Source organism: Oscillatoria sp. FACHB-1407, from assembly GCF_014697545.1.
Taxonomy (GTDB): Bacteria; Cyanobacteriota; Cyanobacteriia; order Elainellales; family Elainellaceae; genus FACHB-1407.
In genome coordinates, this window is sequence record NZ_JACJSA010000019.1 from 75,433 (window position 1) to 90,648 (window position 15,216).

Sequence of the window (15,216 nt, forward strand, 5' to 3'; positions counted from 1 at the left end):
GAAAACGAGGTAACGAACCTATGGTTTTGCCGAGAGATCCGCTAGATGCAACCCAGAGAGATGTATTAGCATCAGGTGACATTAACTCATTTAACCAACACCCTGAATCAAAATTTTTGTGAAATGGAAACGGTACGTTCAAACGTGGAGGAGACTGGCAAACCCAAGGTGAGAGAGCAAATTCTGCATGTGTTGAAGATGCGAGGTGCTCAAACGGCAACAGCTCTAGCAGAACAGTTGCAGGTGTCTCCAATGGCGATTCGTCAGCATTTGCAGAGTTTGAAGGCGGAGGCATGGGTAACGTATCAGGAAGAAAAGCGATCGATGGGGCGTCCGGTCAAGCTGTGGCAGTTGACGGAGCATTCGGTGAGCCGTTTTCCTGATAGTCATGCAGACTTGATTTTGGAGGTGCTACGGGGGGTAGAGACGATTTTTGGCACCGAGGGGATGGAAAAGCTGGTGACGGAGCGGAGTCGGCGGCAAATCCAGACCTATCGAACGAAATTGGTGGAGATGGGGGTGGATGAAACCTGGCAGCAACGCATCAAGGCGATCGCCCATCTTCGCAATCAGGAAGGCTATATGGCAGAGGTTGTTGAGGATGCCGATGGTTGGCTACTGGTTGAAAACCACTGCCCGATTTGTGCCGCAGCACAAACCTGTGCTGGGCTGTGTCACGCCGAATTGGACGTGTTTCAAGCGGTGTTGGGGTCAACCGTGACCGTTGAACGAGTAGAACACATTTTGAAGGGCGATCGGCGGTGTGCGTATCGGGTCAGGGAGAGGGAGTGAGGGAGTGGAGGAGTTACTCGATGCGAGGGATGAACCAAATTCGGGTATAGATGCCTACTGGGTCATTCATTGACTGGAGGGTTTCTAAGTCCTCCCGTAAGGTCTGAAGCTCTAACGTTAGAGGATCGAGCCGTGAAGACGATCGCCCCATGTAGCGGCTAAACAGGCTGTCTAGCAATTCGGCTTCAAACAGGTTGCTGCGGGGATATTCCTCCAGTCGCCAGTCATCGCCCAACTCAGCCGTTTCGGCTGCCGCCTGAATTGCCTCTTCCAGTCCACCGATTTCGTCAACCAGTCCGATCCGCTGCGCTTCGATGCCTGACCAAACGCGACCCTGAGCAATCTCAGCGACTCGTTGACGGGGGAGCGATCGCGATTCTGCTACGGTGTCTAGAAATCGAGTGTAGAACTGATCAGTAATGCGTTGGACAATTGCCATCTCTGCGGGGGTGCGGGGGCGAGTAATGGTCTGAATATCGGCGTATTGCCCTGTTTTAACGACATCCCAGGTGATGCCATTATTGTTGGCGATCGCCTGCACATTGGGCAGCAACCCAAACACCCCAATCGAACCCGTGATCGTGCTGGGGAGGGCATAGATTTTGGTGGCATGGGTCGCGATTTGATAGCCGCCAGAGGCTGCAAGATTGCCCATGGAGACAATCACAGGCTTAACCTCTGTTGTCAGTTGAATCTCACGAGCAACGAGGTCGGATGCTGTGGCACTGCCCCCCGGACTGTTGACCCGCAGAACGATTGCCTTCACATTCTCGTCAAGGCGAAGCTTGCGGATTTCCTCAGCAAAAAAATCACCGCCAATCAACCCGTCTCCGCCTTCGCCGCTGACGATATCGCCTTCGACGTAGACCAGAGCGACCTCGTTCATGCTAAAACCTGAAGGTTCTGGCGTCACCGTTGCAGCATACTCAGGCAGGCTAATTTGACGGAAATCTTCCTCCGCTGCTGCTTCTTCCTCTTCGGTGAGCTTGCGTAACTCGGCGATCGCCTCATCGGGATACGCCAGACGATCCACCAACCCTGCTGACTCTGCCTCAGATGCCAGCAATAGACCATCCTCATTAGCGACAGCTTGTAGAGCCTGAGGCGTCAGTTCGCGGCTCTTGGCAACCGACTGCAAAAACTCACCCCACAGGTCGGTCAGCAGTTTTTGGATCTGTTGTCGATCCGCAGGGCTGCGATCGCTGCGGATGAACGGTTCCACGGCTGATTTGTATTCTCCGACGCGGGTAACCTGAATGCCAATGCCATATTTTTCCAATGCCTCTGCAAAAAAGGCGGTTTCTGACTTAAAGCCGTTTAGCTCCATCACCCCAGCCGGGTTGAGCATTACCGTATCGGCAACCGAAGTAAGGTAGTAGTCACGCTCAGTCCATTGCATCTCATATGCCAGAATTGGCTTACCAGACTCCTGAAAGGTCTGGAGGGCCTGTCGAATCTCGGTAAGGTTGGCAAACCCGGCTGCCGATGGATTGACACTGTTGTAGAGATATAAGCCCACGATGCGATCGTCCGTTGCTGCTGCCTCCAGGGCGTTTAATACCTCGCGAAAGGCGATTTGCTGTTCGCTATCTCCGGCTAACACCTGCTCGATCGCTCCCGTGGAATAGGTGCCCGGTGGGGTATCGGTGATGTTTAACGACAAATCAAAGGCGAGAACAGTTTTATCGCGGAGGGCAGGGGCAGTCTCTTGAGCGGCGATCGCTGCGATAATGGCTACGAGCAGCATGAAACCACCGACGCTAAAGAGGGTTAGCCCAACCAGGGTGGCAAAAACGAATTTAAGGAAATCACGCATAAAAATGGTGGTGAGTCATTGGTCATGGGTCATTGGTGATGAGTCATTGGTTACTCGGTCATTGAGTGCGAGCGATCTACAAATGACGAAGACAAATGACAACCCCAATCTAATACTTATATTCACTGATCCGCTCAGGTAGCCGCATCACTATCTTCATCATCAACGGGCACTTGATTGACCTCTAACAGGGGTTCAAATCCCGGACAAAATCCTTCGGGGGTCACCTTAAAGCCAAATAACGGAGAGGCTTGATTCCAGCAGCGTTGTCCCCGGTAATGCAAGCAATACTCACAACACTCGGTATCCAGGGGAGTGGTGAGTTCGCCGCCCTGATTCAAAATCTCGCGTTGGGGCACTCCCCGCAACACCAACTCTTCACCCTGCCAGCGAGCTTCGACTAAGCCAGTATCAGCAAAATTTTGCCAGCGTGGGTCAGAGGTAATCGGGCTGGATAGATAGATATTGACCCCGTTGCTCAGTTCGGTCAGTTCTCCCTCATAGCGAGCTTCGGGGGCAGCGGGTTGAATAAACGTCTCACCGATTGGCAACTCGACCAGCGTCCCCGCAGCAGGGGAATGAAGCTGATAACGGTTTTGTAACTCTTCCAAGCTCGTCAAATCAGTGAGATAGGGCGATGTGCCATGGATAAACACAACATGTTGCGGACGCAGGTTGTGAATCAGTTGAGTTGTGCCAGGACCGTCACAATGGTCGCCCAACAGGTAAGTGTCGATGATCAACTCCCCCGACTGAACCTTTGCCTGAAGAGGTTTAGAGTTTTCTAGCAGGTTATACACCGCCGTTTCGATCGCCCCTACTCGCCCTGGTTGATGAGGCAGCAGCAGCACCCAAGAGCTATGGCCTAGACGACAGTAGTGGTTGAGATCAGCTACCTGATCGGTGAGGATGACCTGAGGGATTTGGGGATTGTCAAAAATTTGATCGAGTTCTGCATTGTGAGATGGCATCCGGCGTACTCGTGGACGGATGCGATCGTCCCAAAATAGGGGTTGATGGCGGGCAAAGTTTTGCACCGCACTGGGGAAATGGGGAAGCAATTCCAGATAAGCATCGCAGCCCAACGCCACTGACCCACCGACCCAGATATCGATATTGCGTCCGGTGAAGTGGTGATGGCTGCGGAGCAACATCAATAACTCCTGCCCTAAACCCAGCGTTGGAGTTGGCAACAGAACCGATTGCTGGTCAGCGATCGCCCGATTAATCCGTTCGGCTAGTTGATTTTCCTGCTGGCGGCGATGGGGATGGCGAGCCGTGCCATAGCTCCCCTCTAGAATCAGCACATCCGGTTTTAGACCGCGCAATTCCTCCAGGGGAAACCCCTCCACCAGACGCGAGTTTGAGAGAAAACAATCGCCTGTGTAGAGCAGCCTGTAGGCTCGCTCTGGTGTGGTGTAGGTCAACACAAAAGCAGATGCCCCTGGCAAGTGACCCGCCGGATAAAGCTCTGCGCTCAACCCCTCTTGAAAAGCAACGGGCGATCGCCAGGGTAAGGCTCGACAAAAAGATGGAATGGTCGGTTCACTCAGCCAATTGAGAGGCAGCAATTGGGCAGTGACTTCGCTGGCGTAAATCGGCATTTGCGGAAAAGCCTGATGCAATGCCAGCAGACCTTTAGAGTGGTCGGGATGGGCATGGCTACACAGAACCAGGTCGGCTGGAGGCAGTCCACCTGAATTGGCAATGAGGGGGGTAATGTTTTCCAGTCCGCAATCGAGCATCACCCGATACGGACCCATCTGCATAAGCAGACAAACCCCTTCGTCGGTATGACCAACACCGTAAGACAAACACTGTAACTCAGTCACAGTCACGCCGTTCCTGCAAACAAAGCGACCTAGCCATGTTGCTAAGTGCTACCTAACCATAATTCGCGTTCAACACAGACACAAGGCTGGATTTAGTGGGCTGAGCCGTTGCCGTGATAGTTGTCAGTATCGTAGAACCCGTTGCGAGTACCAAAAAATAGGCAAGCAGCGATAAACAAAGGGGTTAATGCTAAAAGAATCAGTTGTACATCCATCGTTGTTTCTCAAATTTGGGTAGGTCTTATCTCAAAGCTTAATGAAAACGAGTTTATCCGGCTAATTATGGTTAAAGCCTTTAGCGTAAAAAATATTTAGGAATGTGAATGGTTATTGCAAAGGTTTCTCCCTCAATTTAGGGGGTGCTTTCAAAAAAGTCTAGCGGCAAAAGGAATAGGAAGGGGGGAAGAAAAAAGAAAGAATAGGGAAGAGAGAAAAAACAAGAGAGATGAAGGGTGAAGGATAAGGGATGAAGGCTAAAGGATAAAGGCTAAAGGATGAAGGCTAAAGGATGAAGGATGAGGGCTGGTTGACTGACAAAAAGTTTGAAACCCCTGATGTTCTGTGCTGTGGCTGACGAATTGAATTCATGCCTATCCGATCGAAGTCTGCGATCGCAGTTTGCCTGTGCAGACTCAATGCATCCAGGTTCTTGGTAACCTGCGTTGGTGGGTTTTGCTCCTATCGCTGCGATTTCAATCACCAAGCATCAAAGATTCGTAGGCACTCAGGACTAGAAGCGGGTTTTAGTCCACTTGAGAGGCTTTGCTTGCCCGACACCAAAATCTGCGGTTTCAACTGTCAAAATCTCAATTTTGAACTCATACCAATTTGAATTGGCTTCACTGCACATGATGCCGTAAGGGCGTTTCGCGAAACGCCCCTATCCAGTGATCTGCCACAATCAAACATTAAATCGGTATCAGGTTTGTTTACAACCTTCTGCAATGATGCTGCATCAATTCTCTACTCTTTGTCTGGTGGGTCAGGCTGGCGTTACGGAGCGTGTTGATTTGACAGGTGTACTCATAACCTGTTAATAGGTTATTCTCATGAATACTTGACTCTCAACGTAAGTTTTCAGCTGTGTCCCGTTGACCCTTTAACTCTCAAATTGTGGCGATCGCCGTGTATCGAAAAAGGTAATTGTTCATTTAGAAACTGCTGCGATCGCACCCTCTGACAATTCATCCTTAATTTCACCCAAGTTGGGTGCATTTCTGATTATGCTGACCCAAGAAAAAGCAATTCAACGGGCATCGAAACGGGGCAACAAACGAGTGTTGGTGTTGGGGTCAGCAGTCCCTACTCCCTCGATCACAGCATACTCCTGGAGTAATTTGCCACCGTCGATCAACGTAGCTGATTATGATGTTGTCATCCTCAATCTAGTTTCTTTTTTGAGTGAGCAGTCAGAGATGGGAATTCGACCTGAACGGTTACCCTCCTGGCAACAATTAGCCCGTCTTCTGTTTAGTCCTGGCAGTGAAATTGTTTGTATTGGAATGCCAGGTTTAGAAGGCAATAATCTGTATCAATCAATGATGTGGTGGCTTCCTGTGACCCCTGAATTTATGTTGGAATCGGGGGAAACCATTCGGGATGTCAAACCTGAATTTGCTGCCTATTTTGAACAGGTTCGTCGCTGGTTTTTTTATGCCACTCCAAAATTTAAGGCGCACTTTTTAGGGTTGGCGCAATACCTGCGAGTGATTCATCCTAAAGCCAACAATGTGCAGGTGGGTATGGGGGCGATCGCCTATAACCGCTTTCAACAACCCGTTGGCTTCAAACTCAAATTTCGGGCAGCCTGTGTCGAACGGGGCGTGCGTGCTCTGCCCGCCAGCACGGATGCAACTACCCCCAATTCCCAGGGCATTGACTCTGGCGTTGCGGTCTGGTTGCCACCGCCGACAGAAATGTCTGTTGATGAAGCGATCAATCTGCTCTTGCGCGAGCGATATGGCTTGATCCAGGAGCAAAAGCCTCCTGCCTGGGCAGATACGTATCGGTTGCCCCAACAACAGGCGATCGAAGATCGGATTCTCGGCTATCAAACCGAGATCAATCGCCTCTCACAAGAGTTAGCCTCGGCGCGACAACAACTCATGGCTGCTTCTGGGTTTAGTCGCTTGTTGTACGACCAGAACTCTGAAAGTTTGGCTCAAGTGATTGGCAGTGCTCTGCGGGAGTTGGGTGCTCAGATTAGCCCCCTCAAACCGCCCTATCAAGATGCGATACAGATTCGCGATCCTGCTAATCGTGAGGGACTGGTTGTGGTGCGAGCCCGGATGGGTGTTTTACCCCTCAATGATCTGCGCTACCTGGATCAGTGGGTGCGGGATCTGTTGATGCAACAGGAGTGGCGTGGCAAAGGTGTATTGATCGCCAATACCGAGTTTCACAAACCTCCCCGGCAACGCCGAGAAGCCTTTCAACCCAATTGCATTCGGGCGGCTCAACATTTTGGCTATTGTCTGGTCACGACCACTCAACTATTTCAGGCGATCGCCCTACATCAACGTGGAGCACTCGATCTCACCCAGTTTTGGTCTTCCCTTTTGGATACCCATGGTATTTGTCCGCTACCGGAGATTAGTGTGGCGGAGTAAGGAAGAGGACAGGAAAAAAGAAGAGAGAAAAAAGACGAGGGAAGAGGGAATGAGTCGGTTTGGGGGGACTTTGAGGTGGGTATTCTGACTCTGTCCTACTTGTACCGAGCCTCGTTTCCAGGCTTCTGCTGAAAATGGGTTGGCGAGAGATAGTTGTGCGAGTTACAGTGTGAGACATTTGAATTTATATGTCGAGACATCTAGACCTTTCATGAGAATGAGCAACATAATAGTCACTAGCGGCGGTGACCGCAGGATGGTTGAGTTACAGGGGATTGAGGAGGCTGTGTCCTGAGTTAGGAGGTTTCACTCTACCCTCTGCCTTAGCGATTTCCTTGGTTGCTGTAACTATTCCAGAGTGGAACGGGGAATCGTTTCAATTCCTGCTGGATTTATCTAACGGGAGGAAGTGCCAAACCAAGAAAATATTATTTGCTAATAAGAGTTAGCACGAACAGCCAGAAAAGATTAACCTTAAGTTAAGAAAAGGTAAAAATGAGACTGATGTTTTTTCTGGTATGGCTGTTACGAGTTCGGCTAAGGCATCAAGGAGATGGGGGGGTCGCCTTCAGTCAGAAGTTCTGCCCTGCACCCTGTCACACCCTTGAAGACTGTCGCTATGGGTAATGATTATCGTCTGAATTTAATCTAAGGACTTTAGAGTGCATGAGTTAAACCCTTTGTTTTGTATGCCAGACATGATTCAAGTTGGCGATCGCGTTGAGATTCTAGCTCCAACCTATGTTGCTGGCAAAATTGGAGTTGTGTGTGGCAGAGAGCTATTGACGACGGACGAGTTGAGTGATCGCTGGTTGATTCAAGTCGATGTCGAGCAAATGATTGTGTCGCTGTACACCAGCGAGTTTCGGGTGATTAAGAGATAGAAACGGGAGGACACCGGAGGAGCCAGAGAGCCGTAGTGTTGTGGCTTGGGTCACGAAGCGTAGGATAAAAGCTATGGCTATAGAACGGGATCAGACAGCCAGATTTCTCGACTCATGCTGGATAGCGGCAAGTAACCCTGTCAGTTCGGTTTCGAGTTGCTGCAACTGCTCCTGGGTGATTGTTGTGTTGCCTGCCTGAGCCATCTGCTCGATCGCCTGACACAAAGCCGTGAACTGTTCGACGCCAAAGGTCATACCTACCCCTTTTAAGGTGTGAGCAGCCAGGGCTAACTCTCCAGCGTTTTTGTGGGCGATCGCGGATTGCAGGGCTTGCATCAGTCGAGGTAACTGTTCAATGTGAGCGTTTAGATAATCGGCTAAAAAAGCTTCATCGTGATCGGTCAATTCCCGCAGATCCTTTCGCACACCAGGCGAAAGGGTAAAGGGGAAGTAGGCATCAGATTTTGAAGAAATGGACGGGGTTGGGGTTGCCGTTTGGTAAACATAGCGCACCTCCAAATGCTCGGCAATTTTGCTAAATAACACACCTTCTTGAATGGGTTTGCGGATAAAGTCATCGCATCCGGCGGCTAATGCCGAGAGCCGTTCTTCTTCAAAGGCATTGGCGGTGAGAGCCAGAATGATGGGAGTGGGTGTGAGCGACGTTAACTGGCGGATGCGGCGCGTGGCTTCGTAGCCATCCAGAATCGGCATTCGCAAGTCCATCAAGATCAAATGAGGAGCGTAGCATTGCGCCTGAGCGATCGCCTCATCTCCATTAACCGCCTCTTCAACCGCAAAACCAACCGATGAGAGGAGTTTGACCAATAACTGACGGTTCGTTGCCTGATCATCTACCGTCAAAATGCGGTAGGTAGGCTGCCCCGGTTCCAGACTCAGGACTCGTTCTTGGGGTTGGGCGATCGCAGGTTCCACCACCTCAGCCAGCGTCACCGGAATCGTAAATCGAAAGATGGAGCCAGTCCCTACCGCGCTTTGAACGGTGATATCTCCTCCCATCAACTGCACAAATCGCTTGCTAATAGAGAGTCCTAGCCCAGTTCCCTCCTGTAATCTCCGCCCTGCATCTGTCTGAATAAAAGGGTCAAACAGCAAATCAATTTCATGAGGAGCAATTCCCGGACCCGTGTCTTCTACCTCAAACTGGAGGGTCAGACTGGAACCGATAACGAGTGCATCATCGGGGGGAGTCGTTGATGGGGCAATTCGGAGGGTCACACGACCCCTGGTTGTAAATTTGACGGCATTGCCCACCAGGTTGATCAAGATCTGTTGCAGCTTTCTCTCGTCTGCCTGAACAAACTGGGGCACATGGGAATCACGCTCGACGCGCAGTTGCAATTCCTTCACCTGGACTCTGGGTTCCATCATGGCAACGATGGACTCAACCAGGGTATCCAGATTAAAGGCAGTTTCATTCAGGGTCAGTCGCCCAGATTCAATCTTGGTCATCTCCAACACGTCGTTGATCAGCGTGAGGAGATGTTCGCTGCTGCGATTAATGATGTTGAGATACTCCAGTTGTTCTGTTTTCAGGAGCGGATCTCGGCTCATCAACTGGGTGTAACCGAGGATCGTGTTGAGGGGACTGCGAAATTCGTGACTGATGTTTGCCAAAAATTGGCTTTTAGCCTGGTTTGCGAGTTCAGCTGCTGCTTTTGCCTGCTGCATGGCGACCGCTGCTTGCTTACAGGCAGTGATATCCAGGGTCATCGCTAAAATACAGGGGACATCGCGCAGGTAAATCACCTCGGCAGACACCAGGAGATAGTGAACCTCGCCATCTCGGCTTTGAAAGGCATACTCCTGGTTGTGGATGGCTTGCTGCTCTCGCAGCGACTGTAACAGGCGATCGCTATCTGCTGCATCAACAAACAGCGACAACTCCCCCAGCGTCTTTCCCAAAACCATCACGGGCGCGTATCCCAAAATCTTGCAAAAGTTTTGGTTGATGTCGATAAACCGCCCCTCCTCCAGGGTCAGGATCATCATGGGACCGGGGTTAGAGCGAAAGGCTTTAGCAAACTTTTCCTCAGAGAAGCGCAAGGCAGATTCGGCAATTTGACGCGATCGCCCCTCTTCTTGCAAGCGAGAATTTTGCTCCTCTAACTGCTTGGTTAGATAGCGCATTTTGAGGTGAGTATTGACCCGCGCCAACACCTCCTCCTGTTGAAAGGGCTTGGTAATGTAATCTACGGCTCCCAGCGTTAGCCCTTTAATCTTGTCTACGGGGTCTGCCAGAGCCGTCATAAAAATGATGGGAATATCTCGTGTAGACTCCTGCGCTTTGATCCGACTACAGGTTTCAAATCCATCAATTCCAGGCATCAAGACATCCAGCAAAATCATGTCTGGCGAAATTCGCTGGAGCTTTTGCAGGGCATTTTCTCCATCTCGTGCAATTAACACCTCAAAGCCGTACTCGATCAGCAGATCCGAGAGAACTTTGATGTTCGTCGGATAGTCATCCACAATCAAAATTTGGGATTTTTTAGAGAGGTTCATAAGGTGTCACGATATGGACGAAAAGTTGGGGAAATAGGATTCCAGGAGTTTGAGGATAGCGACATCATCAAATTGATCAGCCATCTCCTTGACCTGATGGGCAAAAGCACCATATCGCGCATCTACAGCCTTTAATCGGGTCACCTCTTGCAGAATCCGTTCAATGTGACCGATCTGAGCGGCGGTGTAGAGATCCGTTAATTCCTCAATGGGAGGAATAACCATTTCATCAGCGATCGCTGTATCAGGAGACGTTGGCTCGGAAGGAGGCAATGCCTGTCGTACCCAGGTGAGATTGAGATAAGTCGCGAGCTTTTGCAATAATTCCTCTGCCTGGATAGGCTTTGGCAAAAAGTCGTCATAGCCCGCCTGTTGGCTCTGCTGGCGATCGAACTCAAACACACTGGCCGAGGAAGCGATGATGGGGATTGTCTGAAATGCCTCTAACTGCCGCAGTTGGCGAGTCATCTCAAAGCCGTCCATCACGGGCATAACCAGGTCAGCGATGATCAAGTTGGGGTGAGTTGCTGTTGCTTGTCTCAAACCCTCTAACCCGTTCTCTGCCTCAATCACATAAAAGCCGAGTGCCTCTAGCCAACCCAGCAAAACGGCGCGATTGTCGGGGCGATCGTCAACCACCAAGATAGTGCGGCGATCGCCTTCGTAACCGATGACATCCTGACTCGATTCCTCCAGAAAAGGTGCGCTCGCCCCCATCCGTCCTGGCAGCATCACCTCAAACCAGAAATGGCTCCCCTGATTGGGTTGGCTCTCGACCTGAAGACACCCCCCCATTAACCTCACCAATTTTTCGGTGATCGTCAACCCCAAGCCTGTCCCCTCTGCCCGTCGGGAATAACCTCCCACCTGCTCAAACGGTTGAAAGATGCGCTCAATCTGGTCTGGTTCAATGCCAATGCCCGTATCGGTCACCTCAAAGCGGCAACGATACATAGCTGCCGGGAAATCAACGTCATCCGTGTCGAGGGGATGGCTCTCGACTACCGACACACGAAACCTCACCTCACCTTGGTTGGTAAACTTTACGGCATTGCTCAGGAGATTAAGCAAGATCTGACGCAACCGCTTCTCATCGACTTGAATCACATCTGGCAGGGTTCCTGTGACTTTATAAAGGAATGTCAGACGTTTTTGCTCAGCGCGGATGAGACAAATGCTGGCGACTTCCTCCAAAAAGCTTTCCAGGTGAATCTCCTGAGTGTGGAGTTCAATTTTTTGTGCCTCGATTTTGGAGAGATCGAGGATGTCGTTAATCAGGGTCAACAAGTGAGAGCCGCACTGGTGAATGGTGCGAATGCTGGCGTTTTGCTTAGAGGTCAGGGTGCGATCGCGCATGAGTAGCTGGGTGTAGCCCAAAATGCCATTGAGGGGCGTTCGCAGTTCGTGGCTCATGTTTGCCAAAAACGCACTCTTAGCATGGTTAGCCACCTCAGCAGCTTGCTTTGCCTGTCGCAATTGTTCCAAGGTTGTCTCCAGTTCCCGGTGCTTCTGGAGCAATGCCTGTTCTGCCTGTTTGCGTTCGATTTCTAAAATGGTGCGATCGGTGATATCGCGTACAAAGCCTTCATAGTAAAGGAGGTTGCCTGATTCATCCCGGACTGCTCGGCAGGTTTCAGTAATCCAGATAATGCTGCCGTCGCGGCGATAAATTTGGGATTCAAAATCTTTGATGACATCCTGCTGAGCCATCAACGCAACGAACTCATTGCGACGGTTGGCTTCGACATACAACTGTCTGGCGTGGTTGGGCTGAGCCAGCATCAGTGCAGCAGGAGAGCCATAGCCATAGATTCGGGCTAACGCAGGATTGACTCGCAAATAGCGACCCTCTAAATCGGTTTGAAAAATGCCATCGGGTGCATTTTCAAATAAGCTGCGGTACTGATCTTCAGCGTTGATCAATTCAGAGACGAGGGATGGATCCCCAGGACATTCAGGTGGATGAGAACCTGGAGCAGGCATAGGGCTTGGTAGAGGTGAGTGCAGGGTTAGCTAAGTTCAGTCTATCGTTTCAGACATGACAACACGGTCAGGCTATTTTCCTAATACAGATCTCTCAATGCTGAAACCAGAATCTTTGTAGAGGTTATACACGGGTTACATATTTTTCAGGCTTATTTAAACTTTTGCTTTGTATATCGATCCCACATGGGTTGTTTAGGACGGGGTGCAACGGTGGGACCCCTGGCTGGGGCGCAGTCCCCACACCCCTTATGTCCTAATGCATATATGTAGGGCTATGTATCCAAAAAGTTTTGAATTTTAGTTGAAAATGAGCGGCTGTTATACGGCAGTTTTGAGTTCAGTTTGAGATAGTTTAGCCAGGGCATGGCGGTAGACCTGATGATACACACCTCGTTGGGCATGGCTTCCACCCAGTTGATGCAACCTGGATTGGGCGATCGCAAACTTTTCCACACTAGTTGACCAATCCCCGCGTGCCTCTGCCCTCATTGCCTCTGCTACCGGAAGGGTAACCTCTGCCCAAATCGCTCGAATTGAGGGATGCGCTTGCTGACTATAGGTGACGATGCTGTGGAGCATGTCGGTTGCCAGAGCATCGTATCCAGCCCGCGTCAGGGCATAGATGTATTGCGTGTCTAACAGTGGGGAAACGTGATCGTGGAGGCGATCGCATACCGCATTACCCAATTCTTGCCAGCGATCGCCTACATCAACTCCCCGCAACTCCAACCGGATCAGCAGAGAAATGGCGTTAATGACACATTGAGAGTAGTCTTTGGTGGCTCGTCCCCAAATTTCCCGGTCGTACAGGTGCAATGCCTGATCCGTATTCCCCTGCGCCAGGTAATACAGTGCCACATGCCACCAGTTGTGGGTGCGAAAGGTGCCACACGACTCCCAGGTATCCGCCAGCGACTCCATCCAGGTGATCCCTTCGCCCAGGCGTTGTTGGGTTTCCATGACATGAGCTACTGCATGATGTGCCCATGGGTCTTGACGATTCAGGTCAACGGCACGTCGTCCAGCGGCTTCTGCCTCGGCTAAACGGTGGCATTGCTCCAACCCAAACGCCAACATGCCATAGACGAAGTGGTTCTCGGAATTGGCGGGCAAAATCGTTTCTACCAACGTCAGCAATTCCTCTGCGTTGCCCAGATTAAAGTGGTGATACTGCCCGATTTGAGCCGCTAATAGGTCACGAGGATAGCGTTCTGCCAGAAGAGTGTGACAGGCTAAGGCGCGATCGAAGTCGTTGTCAGCCCAGGCAGCGATCGCCTCTACATACAACCGTTCCCGCTCGGTGGCGGTGTCGAGGTGTTGTCGAGCCGTATGCAAATAAGGCTGTGCTTCAGTAGCGGCAGTGGCAGTCTCCGCAAATAAATGTAGGGCTGCGACGTGGGTATTCACCAACACGCTTGTTGGGTCTGCCGCTAACCCCGATGTAATCACCTGGCAGTTGTTGCCATAGCTCAACATCTGGTGGGTGAATTGGTCAATTGCGGCGATCGCCTCTGGTGAATCGGTGGTAACGGGTAAACCCTGGCTATTGTGCAGCATGAGTTTTAGCGAAATCCTTGATTAGTTTGAGAAACGCTCACACTACACCCTCATTCTCCAGGTCAAACTTAGATCTAGCCCCTAAAATTGGATTTACTTAAGACCAGGATGATCACTCATGAGAAAGCTGGGAATTTGGCTGACATTATGTGTTGTCACGGCGATCGGTATTGTGATCGGCTGGAATTGGCATACGATTTATTTTCAACCGCAGGCGTTAGAAACCAGTTATGACCCTGGGAGTGTTGCTCAAGCAGAGGTGGCTGTGGTTGCGCCTGCCGTAGATGGCGATCGCCTCTGGGCTGATTTGGAGCAATTGAACTTTCGACGGTTTACTGAGAGTGAACGCGACCAGGCACGACGCTATATTGTGCAGCAATTGACGGATGCTGGATGGACTCCTCAATTTCAGGAGTTTGACGGCGGGATCAACATCTACGCAGAACGTCCGGGGACAGATCCCAGCGCAGGCACCATTTTGTTAGGTGCTCACTATGACTCCGTGGAGCAATCAGCCGGTGTGGATGATAATGCCACTGGGGTTGCCGCTGTGCTGGAAGCGGCAAGATTATTGGGCGATCGCTCCACCCCTCGTACTCTCAAACTGGCTCTGTTTGACTTAGAAGAAGTGGGGTTGTTAGGCAGTTTTGCCTTTGCCAAAGACGCTACCAGGATTGAGCAGTTACAAGGGGCGATCGTTCTCGATATGATTGGCTTTGCGTGTCACACCGATGGATGCCAGAGCTACCCTGCTGTGTTGCCCTTTACGCCTGCGACGACACGGGGAGATTTTTTAGCGGTGATTGGCGATCAGGGGCATATGCCACTGATTGATGCCTTTTCTCGTGCGGCTCGACGAGAACTGCCCACCGTCTTGACCTTGCCCGTCCCTCTTTTGGGACCCTTTACGCCCGATCTGCTGCGGAGTGATCATGCTCCTTTCTGGCAGGCAGGCATTGGAGCGGTGTTGCTAACCGATACCGCTAACTTCCGCAATCCCCACTATCACACCGAGACTGATACCTTAGAAAATGTCGATCGCCCCTTCTTCACAGGGTCATCTCAAATTGTGATAAATGCCGTGACGCAATTGCTCCACAGCCGCAACAGCATGGCTACCCAGTCGGTGCCGCAACGGAGCCAATCGACACCAGCTAGAACGACTCGGCTGTAAGTGGGTCAGTGGTCAATGGTCAATGGTTAATGGTCAATGG

General features: G+C 51.0%; 10 protein-coding genes. 4 read left to right on the forward strand and 6 right to left on the reverse strand.

Going from position 1 to position 15,216, the window contains the following annotated elements; all coding sequences use genetic code 11:
* Positions 1–123: 123 nt before the first annotated feature.
* Positions 124–792 (forward strand): helix-turn-helix transcriptional regulator, encoded by a 669-nt coding sequence (locus H6G89_RS25325; RefSeq protein ID WP_190511755.1) that lies wholly within the window; start codon positions 124–126, stop codon positions 790–792.
* Between the two features lie 13 nt (positions 793–805).
* Here H6G89_RS25325 and sppA read toward each other — a convergent pair whose 3' ends face one another.
* The 3 genes from sppA to H6G89_RS35890 form a co-directional block, all read right to left on the reverse strand.
* The gene (gene sppA, locus H6G89_RS25330; RefSeq protein WP_190511757.1) at positions 806–2,608 is read right to left on the reverse strand and encodes a signal peptide peptidase SppA; all 1,803 of its coding nucleotides are present in this window, start codon (positions 2,606–2,608) and stop codon (positions 806–808) included.
* A gap of 134 nt (positions 2,609–2,742) precedes the next feature.
* Complete coding sequence (locus H6G89_RS25335) at positions 2,743–4,440, reverse strand: MBL fold metallo-hydrolase (RefSeq protein ID WP_309230096.1); 1,698 nt, start codon at positions 4,438–4,440, stop codon at positions 2,743–2,745.
* 92 nt (positions 4,441–4,532) lie between these two features.
* Positions 4,533–4,655 carry a hypothetical protein gene (locus H6G89_RS35890; protein ID WP_255519507.1) on the reverse strand — a complete coding sequence of 41 codons (123 nt, stop codon included), beginning with the start codon at positions 4,653–4,655 and terminating at the stop codon, positions 4,533–4,535.
* A gap of 1,008 nt (positions 4,656–5,663) precedes the next feature.
* Between H6G89_RS35890 and H6G89_RS25340 the strand changes: the two genes are divergently transcribed.
* Both H6G89_RS25340 and H6G89_RS25345 read left to right on the forward strand, forming a co-directional pair.
* Positions 5,664–7,049, forward strand: coding sequence for a hypothetical protein (locus H6G89_RS25340; RefSeq protein WP_190511760.1), 1,386 nt, complete (start codon positions 5,664–5,666; stop codon positions 7,047–7,049).
* 689 nt (positions 7,050–7,738) lie between these two features.
* Entirely contained in the window at positions 7,739–7,933 is a 195-nt protein-coding gene (locus tag H6G89_RS25345) for a hypothetical protein (protein ID WP_190511761.1), read from the forward strand.
* Between the two features lie 90 nt (positions 7,934–8,023).
* Here the strand turns inward: H6G89_RS25345 and H6G89_RS25350 are convergent, their stop codons facing one another.
* The 3 genes from H6G89_RS25350 to H6G89_RS25360 all read right to left on the reverse strand — a co-directional run bounded on the left by H6G89_RS25350 (position 8,024) and on the right by H6G89_RS25360 (position 14,002).
* Complete coding sequence (locus H6G89_RS25350; RefSeq protein ID WP_190511763.1) at positions 8,024–10,459, reverse strand: response regulator; 2,436 nt, start codon at positions 10,457–10,459, stop codon at positions 8,024–8,026.
* Between the two features lie 6 nt (positions 10,460–10,465).
* Entirely contained in the window at positions 10,466–12,442 is a 1,977-nt protein-coding gene (locus H6G89_RS25355) for a PAS domain-containing hybrid sensor histidine kinase/response regulator (protein ID WP_190511765.1), read from the reverse strand.
* Between the two features lie 321 nt (positions 12,443–12,763).
* Entirely contained in the window at positions 12,764–14,002 is a 1,239-nt protein-coding gene (locus H6G89_RS25360) for a tetratricopeptide repeat protein (RefSeq protein ID WP_190511767.1), read from the reverse strand.
* 118 nt (positions 14,003–14,120) lie between these two features.
* Here H6G89_RS25360 and H6G89_RS25365 point away from each other — a divergent pair, with 118 nt between their 5' ends.
* On the forward strand, positions 14,121–15,176 hold the full coding sequence (locus H6G89_RS25365) for a M28 family peptidase (protein ID WP_190511769.1): 1,056 nt from the start codon (positions 14,121–14,123) through the stop codon (positions 15,174–15,176).
* The last annotated feature ends 40 nt before the right edge of the window (positions 15,177–15,216 follow it).